The sequence below is a fragment of the Saprospiraceae bacterium genome (assembly GCA_016713025.1).
Taxonomy (GTDB): Bacteria; Bacteroidota; Bacteroidia; order Chitinophagales; family Saprospiraceae; genus OLB9.
Genome location: JADJPZ010000004.1, coordinates 1,854,074 through 1,871,610, shown reverse-complemented (window position 1 = coordinate 1,871,610; position 17,537 = coordinate 1,854,074). Strand labels below are relative to the sequence as shown.

General features: G+C 36.8%; 14 protein-coding genes. 9 read left to right on the top strand and 5 right to left on the bottom strand.

The window, feature by feature from the left end; translation table 11 throughout:
- Positions 1-518 precede the first annotated feature (518 nt).
- From IPK35_14320 to ybeY, 3 genes are all read left to right on the top strand, one after another.
- On the top strand, positions 519-3,914 hold the full coding sequence (locus IPK35_14320) for a DUF4175 domain-containing protein (protein ID MBK8054398.1): 3,396 nt from the start codon (positions 519-521) through the stop codon (positions 3,912-3,914).
- A 198-nt stretch (positions 3,915-4,112) separates the two neighbouring features.
- Complete coding sequence (locus tag IPK35_14315) at positions 4,113-4,514, top strand: ATP-binding protein (GenBank protein ID MBK8054397.1); 402 nt, start codon at positions 4,113-4,115, stop codon at positions 4,512-4,514.
- A gap of 10 nt (positions 4,515-4,524) precedes the next feature.
- On the top strand, positions 4,525-4,956 hold the full coding sequence (gene ybeY / locus IPK35_14310; GenBank protein ID MBK8054396.1) for an rRNA maturation RNase YbeY: 432 nt from the start codon (positions 4,525-4,527) through the stop codon (positions 4,954-4,956).
- Between the two features lie 140 nt (positions 4,957-5,096).
- Here the strand turns inward: ybeY and IPK35_14305 are convergent, their stop codons facing one another.
- Positions 5,097-6,050 carry a cytochrome-c peroxidase gene (locus IPK35_14305; protein ID MBK8054395.1) on the bottom strand — a complete coding sequence of 318 codons (954 nt, stop codon included), beginning with the start codon at positions 6,048-6,050 and terminating at the stop codon, positions 5,097-5,099.
- Between the two features lie 282 nt (positions 6,051-6,332).
- Between IPK35_14305 and trxB the strand changes: the two genes are divergently transcribed.
- The 4 genes from trxB (at position 6,333) to IPK35_14285 (ending at position 10,547) form a co-directional block, all read left to right on the top strand.
- Complete coding sequence (gene trxB / locus IPK35_14300; protein ID MBK8054394.1) at positions 6,333-7,280, top strand: thioredoxin-disulfide reductase; 948 nt, start codon at positions 6,333-6,335, stop codon at positions 7,278-7,280.
- 203 nt (positions 7,281-7,483) lie between these two features.
- Entirely contained in the window at positions 7,484-8,563 is a 1,080-nt protein-coding gene (gene fbaA, locus IPK35_14295) for a class II fructose-bisphosphate aldolase (GenBank protein MBK8054393.1), read from the top strand.
- Positions 8,564-8,826: 263 nt separating this feature from the next.
- Positions 8,827-9,789, top strand: coding sequence for a hypothetical protein (locus IPK35_14290; protein MBK8054392.1), 963 nt, complete (start codon positions 8,827-8,829; stop codon positions 9,787-9,789).
- Between the two features lie 41 nt (positions 9,790-9,830).
- The gene (locus IPK35_14285) at positions 9,831-10,547 is read left to right on the top strand and encodes an energy transducer TonB (GenBank protein ID MBK8054391.1); all 717 of its coding nucleotides are present in this window, start codon (positions 9,831-9,833) and stop codon (positions 10,545-10,547) included.
- 142 nt (positions 10,548-10,689) lie between these two features.
- Here the strand turns inward: IPK35_14285 and IPK35_14280 are convergent, their stop codons facing one another.
- From IPK35_14280 to IPK35_14270, 3 genes are all read right to left on the bottom strand, one after another.
- Entirely contained in the window at positions 10,690-11,340 is a 651-nt protein-coding gene (locus IPK35_14280) for a deoxynucleoside kinase (GenBank protein ID MBK8054390.1), read from the bottom strand.
- A gap of 99 nt (positions 11,341-11,439) precedes the next feature.
- A complete protein-coding gene (folK, locus tag IPK35_14275; GenBank protein MBK8054389.1) occupies positions 11,440-11,925 on the bottom strand; it encodes a 2-amino-4-hydroxy-6-hydroxymethyldihydropteridine diphosphokinase in 486 nt (161 codons plus the stop codon).
- A gap of 91 nt (positions 11,926-12,016) precedes the next feature.
- Positions 12,017-13,690: an alanine:cation symporter family protein gene (locus IPK35_14270; GenBank protein MBK8054388.1), complete on the bottom strand. Its 1,674-nt coding sequence runs from the start codon at positions 13,688-13,690 to the stop codon at positions 12,017-12,019.
- Positions 13,691-14,153: 463 nt separating this feature from the next.
- Between IPK35_14270 and IPK35_14265 the strand changes: the two genes are divergently transcribed.
- Positions 14,154-14,624: a C40 family peptidase gene (locus IPK35_14265; GenBank protein ID MBK8054387.1), complete on the top strand. Its 471-nt coding sequence runs from the start codon at positions 14,154-14,156 to the stop codon at positions 14,622-14,624.
- A 734-nt stretch (positions 14,625-15,358) separates the two neighbouring features.
- Here IPK35_14265 and IPK35_14260 read toward each other — a convergent pair.
- Complete coding sequence (locus IPK35_14260) at positions 15,359-16,801, bottom strand: acetyl-CoA carboxylase biotin carboxylase subunit (protein MBK8054386.1); 1,443 nt, start codon at positions 16,799-16,801, stop codon at positions 15,359-15,361.
- Positions 16,802-17,012: 211 nt separating this feature from the next.
- On the opposite strand from IPK35_14260, the gene IPK35_14255 reads away from it, so the two are divergent.
- Positions 17,013-17,534: a proprotein convertase P-domain-containing protein gene (locus IPK35_14255; protein MBK8054385.1), complete on the top strand. Its 522-nt coding sequence runs from the start codon at positions 17,013-17,015 to the stop codon at positions 17,532-17,534.
- The last annotated feature ends 3 nt before the right edge of the window (positions 17,535-17,537 follow it).

Genomic DNA, 17,537 nt, shown 5'->3' with positions numbered 1-17,537 from the left:
TAAGGGCAAGTCATTCCAGAATTTTTTTTCGCTCATTTTTTAAATTTTGTTAAGTTGTTGAATTTGATAAAGTTATGGATAAGAAGGCACTTAGATATTACGTCAGGACTTACCACTACGTTTGATCATATTTGTTCAACTCAAAAGTTTTTTGAGCTGAATTTTCGGCAAAAGTAAGTGATATTAATTAAAGATATGTACCCTGAGTTACATTGAAAGACCTTAGTGTTGTAGATCATTATTTTCAGATTTAGAGACCAATTTTTTTCTCAAAACCAAATTCTAATATCTAGAAATTTTAGTGTGGGTCTTGACATATTGTAAAAAATACCATAACTTACGACGATTTTGAAAGTTTGGTAAAAGAAATCTGGCTTTTTTTATATCAAAGTTCTGTATAATGAACGATTTATAAGGTTTTGATGTTAAGTTTTTTTAGTTTTTGAAAACCCTTATTGGTGTATAAAACTAATGAAACAAAGTGAAGTATTTTATTGTGCAAAGGGTAAAATTGAAGCATGAGTATTAACAATAGCAGTTATAACCAGTTGATAGAAAAACTGGATCAATTCATAAGAAAATACTATGTAAATAAACTTATCAAAGGTAGTCTGATTACAATAGCTATTGTATTGGCTATATTTCTTTCATTCACATTGCTCGAATATTTTTTCTATTTTAGTACAGGTGTGCGAAAGTTCTTGTTTTATTCTTTTCTTGGAGCTACTATTGGTGGCTTTGGATTGTGGGTTATTGACCCATTGACAAAGTACTTTAATCTTGGCAAAACGATATCTCATGAAGATGCAGCTTTGATCATTGGAGACCATTTTACTGACGTCAAAGATAAGTTGCTCAATATATTGCAGCTCAAAAAACAAGAGTCTACAGAGCAAAATATGGCACTTATTGAAGCGAGCATAGCTCAAAAGACCAATGCAATCAAACTCGTACCCTTCAAATCAGCCATTGATCTGAATACCAACCGCAGATATTTGCGATACGCTGTACCTCCATTCCTGATCCTGACTTTTATACTTTTTGCTGCGCCAAGCATCATCAAAGACAGCACTGAAAGGCTTATAAACAATAATAAACATTATGCTAAGGCAGCACCTTTTTCTTACAACATCGATGAAAATGAGTTGAAAGTAGTTCAGTATCAGGATTATACTTTAAGAATGAAGGTGGAAGGTAGTGTGATTCCCAATGAAGTCTTTGTAACAATGGATGACTTTCAGTATAAAATGGAAAAAGAAAGTGCAGATGAATTTTCATATACTTTCAGAAATGTGCAAAAAGATATAAAGTTTTTTCTGCAGTCAGGGACAGTGATCTCCACTCCCTATTCCTTGGAAGTATTGGAAAAACCCAATTTGACTGACTTTAGTGTGGAGATGGTATTTCCTCCGTATTTGGGCAGAAAAAATGAAATCATCCAAAACAGCGGTGATATGGTGGTGCCTGAAGGCACAAAATTAACCTGGCTTTTTGATGCCTTACATACTGAGAATATCTCCATGACGTTTGGAGAAAACTCCAAAACCATCAATACTGAAAGAAGAGATGATACCAGATTCAGGTATACAAAAAGAGCGATTTCCGATGAGGTGTACAAACTTTTTATGTCCAACAGGTATATCTCAGAAACAGATAGTCTTGTATATAATATTTCCGTCATCAAGGATCAGTATCCCACTATATCATCAGAAAAGATTGTAGATAGTCTGGATAATAGCCTGGTGTATTTTATTGGAAACGCATCTGATGATTACGGTTTAAATACCCTTTCTTTCAATTATGTAAGAACCAAAGAAGACGGCACTCAAATGCCTTTGCAATCCCTGAAACTCACAAAGAGTGAAGGCAGAGAGATACAGTTTGATCATGTATTTGACATTAAAAAACTAAATCTTTTGGCTGGAGAAAAACTTTCATTTTATTTCGAAGTCTTTGATAATGACGGTGTCAATGGCTCAAAATCTGCAAAAACCAGCATGATGACCTATGAAAAGCCGACACTGGAGGAGATAAGGATTAAAGACGAACAAAATGATGAAGCTATCAAGGATCAGTTGAAAGATGCTCTCAAAGACCTGGATAAACTTCAGGAAAATATGAAGAAACTCAGAGAAAAGCTGCTTCAGGACAAAGACCTGAAATGGCAGGATAAAAAGGAAATGGAAAAATTGCTCAATGAGCAAAAGAAACTCATCGAAAAAATGGAAAAAGCTAAGGAAAAGCTTGATGAGAATATAAAGAATCAACAGGAATTCCAGACACAGCCAGAAGAAATTCAGCAAAAACAAGAAAAACTGCAGGAATTGTTTGAAAAAGCTTTGGATCCTGAAACAAAAGAGTTGATGGATAAAATTCAGGAATTGCTTCAGGAACTGGAAAAAGAAGATGCTGTCCAAATGCTGGAACAATTCGAAATGAATAGTGAGACTAAAGAAAAGGAAATGAAACGTATGCTCGAATTGTACAAACAATTGGAGATGGAAAAACAGGTCAAAGACCAGATAAAAGACCTCGTAAAACTTGCAGAGCAACAGGAAAAACTTGCAGAACAGACCGAAAAGAAGGAAAAGACACCTGAAGAATTGAAAAAAGAACAGGAAGCACTCAATAAGGCACTCGAAGAACTTAAAAAGAAGCAGGAAGAACTGGAGAAAAAAAATAAAGAGCTTACGCCTCCTAAAGATATGGGCAAAGAGAACAAAGAGAAAATGGATGATGCCAAAAAAGATATGGAGCAAAGCAAAGATAAGCTTGATAAAAAAGATAATGCAGGTGCAGCAAAAGCTCAGAAAAAAGCTGCCCAGAAAATGAAGCAACAAGCCAAAGATATGGGAGACGCTATGGAAGGCGGCGATTCAGATCAGGCTGGTGAAGATGTCAAGACTATCAGACAGCTACTTGAAAATCTTGTGACAGTTTCATTTGATCAGGAGGCACTTTTTAAAGAAGTCAATGCTTATATGGTCAATACACCGGCTTATCCGGAAGCTATCAGAAAGCAGTTTAAACTTAAGAATGACTTTAAGATAATCGAAGACTCTCTGGTGGCATTAAGTAACAGAAATGCTGATATTGAGTCCTTTGTAATGGATAAAGTGGCTGAAATTAAGCACAATATGAAAGAAGGTCTGGCAGAAATGGAAGAGCGATTGATAGGGGAGAGTCAGGAAAAACAGAGACGTACTATGAAAAATCTGAACGATCTTGCACTGATGATGAATGAGTCACTGGCCAAAGCACAACAAGCAGGCGGTGCGCCCGGAAGTGGTTCATGTAACAAACCTGGTGGGAAAGGCTCAAAAAGTGGGGGAGGGCAGCCATTGGACAAAATAACAGAAGGACAACAGGGATTATCGGAGGAGATGCAGAAAATGAAAGATAAAATGGACAAAGGCAAAAAGCCTGGTAAAGAAGGAAAGGAAGGTAAAGATGGGAAGGAAGGTAAGGATGGAAAAGATGGACTTTCTGCAAAAGACTTTGCACAGGCTGCTGCCCGACAAGCTGCATTGAGAAAAGCACTTGAAGAATTGCAAAATGATAAAAAGGAGCAGGGTAAAGGATCGAAGGAACTTGAAGAAATAATGAATAATATGGATAAAATTGAGACCGATTTGGTGAATAAACGTCTCAATAATGAAACACTGAAAAGGATGAAAGACATTGAAACCAGACTTTTGGAAGCTGAAAAAGCAGAAAGACAACGTGAACTCGACAATAAGAGAAAATCCGAAACAGCTCAGGAAATAAGAAAACAATTGCCACCCGCTTTGCAGGATTACCTGAAAAAGCGACAGGCAGAAGTAGACATGTATAAATCAGTTTCACCTTCTCTAAAACCATATTATAAAACATTGGTAGACGAGTATTACAGATCATTAAAAACTGTTAAATGATATTTTTGACTAGTTAGAATATTATATCAAACTCAGGATTATTTATTTTGGTGGCATTATGCATTTTTATTACCAACATTTTTTAATTCATAATTGTATGAAATATTTTGGTTAAAGAAAAGGTAAATTATTCTCGTTTTGAATTAGTGCGGCATGGTATTTGGTTAAATTAATTGACTCATTATTATGAAATATCGTATGCTTTCAATTACATCCAACCCCAATAACATACTTGAAGTTGAATCTTACTTAAAAAGACTCGACTTTGATTTTTCATTTGAATCAGATAAATATGCAGACATCCTGATAAGCCTGACAGAAGCTGTAAATAATGCCATCATTCATGGTAATCAAAATGATGAATCAAAGATGGTGCATATTTATGTTCATGAAAAACCTAAAGGTATTGTTTTCTGTGTCACTGATGAAGGTAAGGGGTTCAATCATAAGAAAGTTCCTGATCCTACTTGCCATGACAACATCGAGTGTTGCGGCGGAAGAGGCGTTTTTATTATGAAGGCCCTTGCAGACAGCATTACTTTTGCTGATAACGGCAGAAGTGTAGAAATGTACTTTGATCTCAAAAATCAGCCAGCGTGACATTCTTGCAATGAAAACTAGCATTACCTTCCATCTTGAAAGTGAAGTGACACATCCTTTTCCAACTCAACAATATAAAATAAGGCAGTGGCTCATAGATGTTGCCACTGAAGAAAAAAAAAAAGTAAAGAGTTTGGACTACATTTTTTGCAATGATGAATATCTGTTAAAGATAAACATCAAATTCCTTTCCCATGATTACTACACAGATATTATTACATTTCCTTACAATGAACTCGAGCTGCTCAAAGGAGACATGTTCATAAGTCTGGATCGGGTCAAAGAAAATGCAGCACAATACAATATTTCATTTGATGAAGAACTCAGACGCGTAATGGTGCATGGTTTGTTACATCTGATAGGATATACTGATGGATCCGAAGCCGAAAAAAATGAAATGACAGCAAAAGAAAACCAATATCTCAGCATGTTTAAGGTGTAGCAGATAGATATTGGTTTTCCCAACGGAACGAAAAAATAAATGCATCTGTTGGGTTAACCCAACAGAAAGATCTGGCCAAATGTAATTCTACCAAAGTACAAATAGTTACAAAGTGATATGTAATTTAGTCATTTTCCAAATCACATTTTATTCTGATAGAACCGCTTGTCAGTAAGACTTTTAAGGAATGCTACCAGATCATCTTTCTCTTGTTGTGTAAAATTGATGGGTTTCAATAATGTGGAATCCATGTTGATCGGTGTAGATACAAATTTGAAAGGATCACTATAATAATCTACCACATCTTCCAAAGTCGCAAAGCTACCATCATGCATGTATGGGGCAGTCACAGCAACATTTCTGAGTCCCGGAACCTTAAACTTGCCCAGATCGGATGAGTTTTTTGTTATCATAAATCTGCCTTTATCTTTATATTTTTTTTCATCATAAAGACCAATATTTTTAAATTCGTCCACTGTAAAATCAGGACTAAAGTGACAATCAAAACATTTAGCTTTGTCACTGAGAAATAACTCCCGGCCCCGTATAGCTGAAGCTGACATTGTATTAGGTTTGTCAGTCATCCATGCGTCAAATTCTGTATTGGATGTCTCAAGGGATTCTTCAAAAGCGGCTATGGCATCAGCTAGGTTTTCTGCGTTTGGTTTAGCAGTATAAATTTTATTAAACAATCCGGAGTATATTTTATGGTTTTGGAGTCTTTGGACGGCATCATGGTAAGGAAGGTCCATTTCCAATGGATCTTCAATAGGGAAATGTACCTGATCTCTAAGACTTTCTGCCCTGCCATCATAAAAGAATGCACTTCTGAAAGCCATGTTCATGACAGATGGCGCATTTCGTGTACCTTTTTTGCCCCCGACACCAGGACTTATGGCCACATTATCCGCAAATGCGTATTCGGGTTTGTGACAACTACCGCAACTTAGAGTGCTGTCTTTGGATAGTATCGGATCAAAAAACAACTTTTCTCCAAGTTGTACTTTAGTATTTATTTCATCATTGTTGTATTTTGCATGTGGTACAAAAGCAAAAAATGATGTCAACACAAAAAAAATAATTAGATGCTTCATGATTAAACATACCTTTATATAAAATATCTCAATGCAAATATCTGCAATTAAATCAAGCACTATTGTAACCATAGTTACATTAACATGAATTTAATTCCATTATAATAAACAATATTAAAGACCAACAGGTTGTATATTGAAAGGTCAAAAATGAAAACGTCTGAAATAAATAATTTTTCATTGTAAAGATTATATTCATTAAAATTTGGCTTATCAATATTTTTATTTTAAAATAACAAATTATATTCTTATTTTTGCTTCACAATTCAAAACATTAATTAAATGTCTGCTTCTGCTGCCGAAAGGCAAAAATGTGTGATCATAGGTTCGGGACCTGCAGGATATACTGCAGCGATCTATGCATCCAGAGCAAATCTGTCTCCCGTACTCTATACAGGTAAGGAGCCTGGGGGTCAACTGACCATAACCAATGATGTTGAAAACTATCCGGGTTATCCTCAAGGTGTGATGGGCCCTCAAATGATGGAAGATTTTAAAAACCAAGCCTTGAGATTTGGAACCGATATCAGGTATGAGATGATAGCCAGAGTAGATTTTTCCGGCCCGGTGCATAAAATATGGTCTGAAACAGGTCATGAGATACAGGCAGATTCCGTTATCATAGCTACCGGGGCAAGTGCTAAGTGGTTGGGATTAGAATCCGAACATAGATTAATGAGCAAGGGAGTTTCTGCATGTGCTGTTTGTGATGGTTTCTTTTTCAGGGGACAGGAAGTTGCCATTGTAGGTGCAGGTGATACAGCTGCTGAGGAAGCTACATATCTTGCAAAATTGTGCAAAAAAGTACACCTGTTAGTGCGTCGCGATGAAATGAGGGCATCAAAAATTATGCAAGAGCGGGTATTGAAAACTCCCAATCTTGAAGTTCATTGGAATACTGAAACAGAAGAAATTCTTGGAGAAGATGGAGTAGAAGGTGTCAGAGTGATCAATAATAAAACCGGAGAAAAGTCAACATTGACGGTCACAGGATTTTTTGTTGCAATAGGTCACAAACCCAATACAGAATTATTTGAAGGTTGGATAGATATGGACGAAAACAAATACCTGAAAGCGATACCCGGCAGAACGCTGACCAATCGTGAAGGAGTATTTGCCAGTGGTGATGCCCAGGATCATATTTACAGACAAGCAGTAACAGCTGCTGGTTCAGGTTGCATGGCAGCACTGGATGCTGAGCGATATCTTGCTGAAAAAGAAATCATTTAGTAAAATGAGCATAGACAAGCAACTTCATGGACACATCACGTGATAATGGTTTTCAATGCGAAATGTAATTTTAATATCACCAAGAAAGAGATGAGTTATCAATTCCTGAAGCCATTTTAAAACGGACATTCAGAAAATGCAAAATATAAAAATATACGGGTGAAATTTTTCTACCCGAAATACAATTTTTAACACTTAAAATTATCGATATGTCTTCTAGTAAATTCCGACCTGGTGTATTGTTTGGTGATGAAGTCACTGAATTATTCAATTACGCCAATGAACATGATTTTGCCATTCCGGCGGTCAATGTCATAGGTACAAATACAGTAAATGCAGCGATAGAAACAGCAAAAGCTGTCAATTCGCCGATCATAATTCAGTTTAGTAACGGTGGAGCCCATTTTTTTGCAGGTAAGAGCCTGAACAATGATGGTCAAAATGCTGCAATCGTAGGTGGTGTATCCGGCGCTTTACATGTTCATCAGGTGGCAGAAGCTTATGGAGTTCCCGTTATTTTACACACTGATCACTGTGCAAAAAAACTATTGCCTTGGGTGGACGGCCTGCTTGATGCGAGTGAACGTCATTACGAAAGATACGGGCATCCTCTGTATAGCAGTCATATGCTGGATTTGTCTGAGGAGCCTATCCATGAAAATATCGAAGTATCTATGAACTACCTTAGCAGAATGGCCGAAATGGGTATGACACTTGAAATAGAACTCGGCGTCACCGGTGGAGAAGAAGATGGCGTAGACAATAGTGATGTAGATAGCAGCAGACTATATACACAGCCTGAAGAAGTAGCTTATGCTTATGAAAATTTATTGAAAATCAGCAATAGATTTACTGTTGCTGCAGCTTTTGGGAATGTACATGGGGTATACAAACCCGGAAATGTTTCCTTAAAGCCTGTAATTCTTAAAAATTCACAGGAATATATTCAGAAGAAGTATGGCACAGGTCCAAACCCTGTCAATTTTGTATTTCATGGTGGTTCAGGTAGCTCAAGAGAAGAAATCAGAGAAGCCATTCATTACGGTGCTGTCAAGATGAATATTGATACCGATATGCAGTGGGCATTTTGGGAAGGTGTCAAAGATTTTTATGAATCTAAAAAAGACTACCTGCAAGGACAGATAGGCAATCCTGAAGGCGCAGATAAGCCCAATAAAAAGTATTACGATCCAAGGATGTGGTTGAGAAGCGGTGAAACCACATTTGTCAACAGAATGAAGACAGCCTTTGATGACTTAAATTGTATCAACAGAAACGCCTGATTTGAGCATTATTCAAGATAACTGAAGGTGTATATGTTTTGTGCATGTACACCTTTTTTTTTATTTAATATCATCATAAAATTTGGAAATCAACGATCATATTTATGTTATAAAACATTGTTTTATATATAATATTTTATTATCATATATATGTAGATTTCTACAATTTATTATTTTTGCAGAAATATTAATATTATTTTAAGGATTTATATCGTTTATATTACGTTTTTATAAGTATCAACCCAATTAAGAAATCATCAGACATGTACAATACGCTTGAAGTCAATAGAAACGACAGAAATAAAGGGGCAAGAGTTTCATTTGTAATTCATGCTTTACTTTTACTGCTTATATTTTTTTATTATTTGCCCAAAGCAGATCTGACAGAATTGGAAGATAAACCACCTTATGCAGTCAAGGTAGATTTTACATTTGAAGAGAGTTCGCTGAGCAAACTGGCACATGACGATGCCGGAGCTAAGAGAGCCAAGGCTGAAAGTGCACCAACTGCCGAAGAAAAACCGCAGGAAGAAACACCAATAAAAGAGGAAGTCGTCAAACCTGAAGAAATTGAAGTGACAAAACCGCAGGTCATCGATGTACCGAGACCGGACATCAAAGTGCCAAATCCGGTACTCATACCAACATATGATGAACCCATAGTGACATCAAAGCCTGTGGAAGAAGCTCCGGTAAAAGTATCAGAGCCGGCAAGACCTTCAGCTCCTGCACCTGTTAAAACCACACCTGCACCTACTTCTACAAACTCAGGATCCGGCTCTACTACAGGCACGTCAACAAAACCCAGTACCGTCGATGGTTCGGGTGGTCCGGGAAAAGGAGATGCCGGCACAGGAGCTGGCCGCGATAAAGGCAATGATGGCAATGCAGGAGCAGGAAATGTGAGTGAAGGAACAGGCGAGTATGATGGTAGCGGAGATGGTGTTTTCGGAAGGAAAGTTACATATCGTGACTTGAGTGCAACAAAAGCTGCTATTTCAGTGAGTGGGAAAGTGGTGACCAAAATATGTATCAATAGGGCAGGAAATGTCACATTTGTTGAACTTATTCCCACAGAAACCACAATAAGGGATAAAAATACCCTCAAACTCTATTTGAAAGCAGCAAGAGGATATAAGTTTCAACCTGATCTTACATCCCCTAAAGAGCAATGCGGCAAGTTATCTTTTAAAGTGGACAATTCAATAAATAATAAGTTGAGGTGATGATAAAATCCTTCATTACTAGAATATTACTAATAACATTGATGATTTCATACCTTCCAGCTAGTGGGATTGCTCAAAAACCAATACACCATTTTGATAAGGAATCTTTTGGTCCATCTGAGATAGATACCAGTATGTATGACATTTTTGGTAGACGTGTTATTTACCGTGATGTAAGTGCTGCCAAAGTAGATATTTCTGAAAGTGGACGGGTGGTCATTAAAATATGTATCAACAGAGCAGGAGATGTAACTTATGTAGAGTTAATTCCTTCTGAAACTACAATAACGGACAATAAAACCTTGAAACTTTATTTGAAAGCTGCCAGAGGTTATAAATTTGAACCTGATCTAAAAGCTCCTAAAGAGCAATGCGGCAAATTGTCATTTAAAGGTGGAACTACATTAAATATGGCTAAAGACGATTCCAAATCAAGAAATGTAAGTGAAGGTACCGGAGAATATGATGGTAGTGGAGACGGAGTTTACGGTCGGAAAATCGTATATCGTGACTTGAGTGACACAAAAGCAGCCATTTCTGTCAGTGGAAAGGTGGTGACCAAAATATGTATAAACAGAGATGGGAATGTCACTTTTGTTGAACTGATACCTTCTGAAACTACAATAGCGGACAATAAAACCTTGAAGCTTTATTTGAAAGCCGCCAGAGGTTATAAATTTCAACCTGATCTAAAAGCTCCTAAAGAGCAATGCGGAAAGTTATCTTTTAAATTGGACAATTCAATAAAAAATAAGTAGAAGTGTTGAGCAACTCTATGCGACCATCTAAATCAAGTGGTTGAAAAAAAAACTATTTGTAATGCGTTGAAAATGAAGTTATTTCGTTTGAATTACGAATTATGAGTTATGAATTATGAATAAAATAAATTACAGTAAGAATTTAAACCACAAGACTTATCCTGTGCACACCCGGCTGGTATGACTTGGAGATCAGATATTTGACATGCTCGTAGTGATCCTTATTGGTTTTGAAATCTACCCTGTTGAGGTCAATGATAAGGATGGGAAAAGAAAGTATATTTCTGAAATACTCAAAATAGGAGTTTTGAATCTGTGTCAGGTATGCCGGAGTGATGTCTTTTTCATATTCACGTCCCCGTTTACCTATGTTTTCCAGCAGGATATCTACATTTCTATGAAAATATACCAAAATATCAGGCTTAGGAAATGACTGATTCAGCACCTGAAACATCTTTTGAAAGAGTCTGAACTCATCTTCGGGAAGATTTTTTCTGGCAAATAGCAACGTTTTGATGAAAGCATAATCTGCTACTGTAAACTCTCTGAACAAATCCTGATTGAGCAGCGACCTTTGCAATTGTTTGTGCCTCTCTGTCATAAAAAAAAGTTCCACAGTAAATGCAAAACGATCCGGCTCTTTATAAAACAAGGGTAAGAAGGGATTGTCGGCAAACTCTTCTAAAATCAGGCGACAGTTGTATTCATCTCTGAGCAAGTTGCAGAAAGTCGTCTTCCCGGCACCGATATTGCCTTCTATACAGATATAGTTATATGGAAATTGAGTTGTAATGATAGGGAATTTACCAGAGCAAAATTATGATTAATTATCAAAAGTTGAAATGAAAGTACATTTAAATTATAATTTTTCTCAATATGAAGAAAAAATAGTCTAGTTTTCATAAAGGAATACTTCTTTGTCATCGGTACATTGGTCGTAGATTTCATCTATAGTGATTTGTTTTACAGGATCGATCTTGTCACCAGCTATTTCTATTAGGGGTATCAATGTGAAATTTCTGTTGTAAATCTGTTTGTGCGGGATATTTAACTGGTCTGATTCAAGAATCAAATCATCACAGTACAATATATCAATATCCAGTAGTCGCGGTCCCCAAACAGTAGTCTTAGAAGGACCTGCCATTGCTTCAATTTTTTTTAAGTGGTCTAATAGCTGAAGTGGATTTAAGTCGCTCTTAACAGCAATGACCATATTGAGAAAATTATCCTGATTCTCCAGTCCCCACGGTTCCGTTTCATATACTGACGACTTTTTGTCGATTTTACCAATTATTTTTTCGATTTGATTATGTGCATTTTTGAAGTTATTTTCTCTGTCTCCCTGATTGGAGCCTAATAGAAGATAATAAGTGTGCATAAGAGGATATTTTTGTGCAAAGCTAAAAAAAATGCCTGCACTTTTTAAGATGCAGGCATTCTAATAAAAAATGTGGCTATTGAATATTTTTTTATTTTGAATCCTTTATCGCATTCTCATATCTATCCAGTTGTTTTTTAACTATAGGAAATAAGAATAAAAGGCCAATCATATTTGGAAAGACCATAGCCAGAATCATGGCGTCTGAAAATCCCCAAACTGCACTCATATTGGCCGATGCACCGATAATAATAAATATAAGAAACAAAATTTTATACGTGTACTCCATTGTTTTACTCTTACCAAAAAGGTACATCCATGCCTGTTGACCATAGTAAGACCAGGAAATCATAGTACTCACTGCAAATAAAAATATAGCAATGGTTAAAACTGTCGGAAACCATGAGATGCTGTCAGCAAAAGCCAAAGATGTCAGCGTTGCACCCTGATAAGTGGCACCATTGATTTCTACTGCCTGAGTACCATAAGAAAATGCTCCGTTACCGTTAAAAATGATGATCACCAAGGCTGTCATAGTACATACCACTACCGTATCGATAAATGGTTCTAATAGTGCTACTAGTCCTTCAGATGCAGAATATTTGGTACGTACGGCAGAGTGCGCGATTGATGCAGATCCGGCACCGGCTTCATTAGAAAATGCAGCTCTTCTGAATCCGATTACCAAAACTCCAATCAATCCACCTAAACCAGCTTGTGGGTTGAATGCTTGAGTGAATATCTGAGAAATCGCTGTGCCAACAAACTGATAGTGGGTACCTATAACTATCAGGCAAGCCACTATGTAAATCACGGCCATAAGAGGTACCAGCTTTTCTGTGACTGTTGCAATTCTTTTTATACCACCTATGATGACAATACCTACTAAAACGGCAATACCTAATCCTATGATAAACCCTGATGAACCGCCGGTCATTTTAAAAAGTGAAGCAATTTGTGCTGCTGCCTGGTTGGATTGGGCTGCGTTACCACCTCCAAACGATCCTCCAATACATAAAACTGCAAAAAAGGCGGCAAGAAATTTACCAAGTCCGGTATAGCCCTTTTCTTTTAGGCCTTTGGATAGATAATACATAGGCCCGCCAAATACTACACCGTTTTGGTTGATGTCTCTGTACTGTACTCCTAATGTACATTCTACAAATTTCAGGGTCATGCCCAATAAACCGCTCACAATCATCCAGAAAGTAGCACCAGGACCGCCAAGGGTGATGGCTATGGTTACTCCTGCAATATTCCCAAGTCCAACTGTGCCAGAGACCGCAGTTGCTAAAGCTTGAAAGTGACTTACTTCACCATGATGCTCTCTGTTTTCGTCTTTTAGAGTCCCTACTATATCTCCATCTACTGTAAAAACAGTTTCTTCAGGATTGGTTATTCTAGCTCCTTTGGTTTCGATTTCATCGTATTTTCCCTGAACTACTCTAAGTGCCAATCCAAATTTGGTCAAAGCGGGAAACCCAAAATAAAAAGAAAAAAACAATCCTCCTAAACTCAGAATGATGACAATTAATGGGATTTGGGTACCTCCTGCGGGAATTGAGTATAAAACTATGGATTCTATTGCATTGGCAACAGGAGTGAAAGCCTGGTTTATTCTTTCATCCAGACCCATTGCAGCAGCAGGTGGTGCATCAATTAGGACAGGAGTATCTTGAACATCAGTTAAAGAATCTGTTTGTGCTGAGATGTGATTTAAGAAAAATAAAAAGAAAATTAGTAAAACCGATTTAGAAAAATGCATGTAAAATTGTTTAGATTGTTAATCATTTTTAAAGACGGGTTCAAAATTAGAATTAATATTTAATTATTAACATAATGTTTACATTTTTTTCTTTTTGCATGGTAAATTTTGGAGCTATTGAAGTGCATGTCAGCGATATCTTAATTAGTTATTATTGATATTGTTGAAATAAAATACTGTTCATGGATGTTATTTAATGACGGTATAAAATTTAATTATGTTATTTTTATTTTTGCGAATTCTGATATTTATTGTTTTCAGAACAAATTATAATAATAAATATTTATCAAAACCATGAATATAAATTGGTCAATTGACAAATAAACTTTAGTTTTACAACTTAGAGTATGTTTAAACTTTTATCATTCAGTCATCTTGTCCAAAATTAAATTTTCTCACTTTCACTCAAACATAAAAATTTAAACATACTCTTATACGCAATGTTATTGCAAAACAGCAATATATGATAAAATGGATTTTATTGGTAGTGGTGTTGATTTCTCCTGCTTCAGGATTTAACCAGAATGGTGATGTTATAATCAGTAAGAGAGAAGCTATAGTGAGAATTGCGGAGGGTTTTTTAGGTTACCGGTATCGATCAAAAGTAAGCAATTCAATTTTTGATTGTTCAGGTTTTGTCAAATATCTCATGTCAACAATAGGGAAAAATGTGACAAGGAGTTCTGTTTCGCAGGTACATGACGGCACAAGAGTCACAGATGTAAAAAATGCCCAACCCGGAGATATTGTGGTTTTTAAGGGAAGAAACTCGAGGAATAACAGACCGGGTCATGTAGGGATTGTTCATCATTGGAGTAATGATACCTTATATTTCATACATTCATCCACATCGAAGGGTATCAGGATAGATCATATATACGATCCATACTATGCCAACAGATTTTTGCAGGTACGAGATGTGATCGATCAGTAACGATAGGTAGTTTGACATGATTAAGCCAAAGATGAGTGTTAAGATCAAACTTTAAACTCATCTTGTGTGTATAACAAAATAGAAGTTATTTTCTCTAATAAAGAAATTTGTTGGTAACTTGTCCTTGGTAAGAAAGAAGCCTATATATCAAAAATATATTACAATAGCTGGGGTTTCCCATTTTTGCACCAAAATTGTTTAAACTGCCCGCTACCCTCATTCCTGAAGAGCCTGTCAAGCTACGCTTGAGACAACCCACCCTTTAACTTAACTACTAAGATAATACACTAAATTAGTTCTACTTTGTCACCTTCAAAAATCAAAGTCATATACACTTTCATCAAAATGTAATGGACCCGGTAAATGTATTGGTTATTTTGGGTCATAACTGTTGGGTTAACCCAACAGTTTCCAATCAACCAGAAAGTCCGGATAATTTAACAAAGTAGAATTAGAAACTTAAAAATTATATAATATAGTGCAATTTTGGGATACGCCCCAATATCGGGGGGGCATAATTGATAATCAAGGTGTTATGGTGAGTTAGATGGAATTGCACTAATTCATATTTTCTTCCCTGCTACCCTTATTCCCAAAAGAGCCTGTCAAGCTTTGCTTGAGACGAGCCCCCCAATCCAAACATATTTTTACTGTCTATTAGGAATAATACTGCAAACGTGCAATTAGTTATACATACACACACACACACACACACTCATCTTTGGCTTAAGTAATTAATAAACGAAAGTTTGTACTTTTGAATCAGATTCTGCCAGCAAATGTTTTGATAACCATGCTCCCAGCAATGCATCATTTGCAGTCATGGCTTTGATTCCTTCAGGGTGCCAATTTTTCTTGACAAAGTTTGTGTCAAACTGCCCACTTACAAAATCAGGGTGTTTCATTACAAAAGCTCCAAAATCAAGTGTCGAAGCGATACCTTCTATCTCATAATGTTGTATAGCCTGGATCATTTTTTCTATGGCTGCTTTTCTGGTTGGTCCGTGTACTGTAAGCTTTGCAAGCATCGGGTCATAATAAATAGGTACGGGTGCACCTTCTTCATATCCATTGTCAACCCTAATACCTTCACCTTTTGGCATCCTGTATTTATACAATGTGTTGATACTTGGCACAAAATTGTCATAAGGATCTTCTGCATAAACTCTCAGCTCTATGGCATGGCCGTCAATCTTCAGGTCATCTTGAGTAAATGTAAGTTTTTCACCGCGGGCTACTTTGATTTGTTGTTCTACAAGGTCAAGTCCCGTTATCATTTCTGTCACTGGATGCTCTACTTGTAGTCTGGTATTCATTTCAAGGAAATAAAAATTGAGTTTATCATCCATTAAGAACTCAACGGTACCTGCTCCTTCATATTTTGCAGCAATCGCTACTTTTACAGCAGCTTCGCCCATGGCTTTTCTGAGTTCAGGAGTTAGAATAGCACTTGGCGCCTCTTCTATGACTTTCTGGTGTCTTCGTTGTATGCTGCATTCCCGTTCAAAAAGATAAACAGTATTACCGTATGAATCCGCCAAAACCTGAATTTCTATATGTCTTGGGCATGTGACAAACTTTTCGATAAAAACCGCACCATTGCCAAATGAAGATGTAGCCTCACTGATAGCCAGTTGCATCTGATCTTCAAATTCATCAGGGTGAGTGACCAATTTCATCCCTTTGCCACCACCTCCTGCAGATGCCTTGACCAGGACAGGGTATCCGATTTCATCGGCGATTTTTTTTGCTTTTGGTATATCTGTGATCGAATAGTCCGTGCCGGGAACCATCGGAATTCCGAAGTCCTTGACTGCATCTTTTGCAGAAAGTTTATCACCCATGATGTCCATTGAATAGGCAGATGGTCCTATCAATTTTATGTTGTGTTCCTGTAGTTTTAAAGCAAAGCCTGAATTTTCACTTAAAAAACCATAGCCGGGATGTACACCGTCTACTTCGTTTTGTACACATATTTCTATGATCTTATCTTGTCTCAAGTACGAATCCGCGCTTGCTGAACCTCCCAGATGATAAGACTCATCGGCCATTTTGACGTGTAGAGCATCCCGATCTGCATCTGAATACACTGCCACACTCGTAATTCCCAGCTTTTTTAAGGTTCTTATGACTCTGCAAGCTATTTCTCCTCTATTGGCAACTAATACTTTTTTCATTTTATATTTTAATAAGGATTTAAGAATAATAAATTTTGAATTTTAAAGAAGCGAAATTACAAAGATAACAGATAACAATGTAAGCAAGATGACAAATATCACATTATAATAGTTAAAATATCATCAAATATTAATTAATATCATATTTTTGCCTTTGCATCAGGATTTCCATATTCATTTACATATTATTGGTGATTTATTGACTTAGCAAATGAAATATTTTTGTTTGATATTTGTGTGGTGTTTTTCTTTATATGGAACTTCTCAGTGTGGTCTGAGCAAGACTTCTTATACTATCGCTGACTTCTCAAATGAAAAAGCAGATACTACCAACATCCCTATACTCATATCAGGAGCGACCTACAATAATCTTGCGACACCTCAACAAGGCCTTTGTGGTGTAAAACTTAAATTTCGGCACCCTTTTATGAAGGACTTGCGGATAGAACTTATTTCGCCAGGTGGACAAAAAATTACCCTTGTTGGTGGCACTTATGCGCAACAGGCCACAAGCTTAATCACTTGGGATGTCACTTTTGTACCATGCCAGTCCACACCTTCACCGGATCCTGGTATCTTGCCTCAATGGGAAAGTGATCAGCAATGGGAAATCCCACAAATCTATACCGGGCAATATCATCCACATATTGATTGTCTCGAAAAATTTGATTTGGGAACTGTCAATGGAGTCTGGACCTTAAGATGTATAGATACAGATGATGATGGGTTTTAAGGT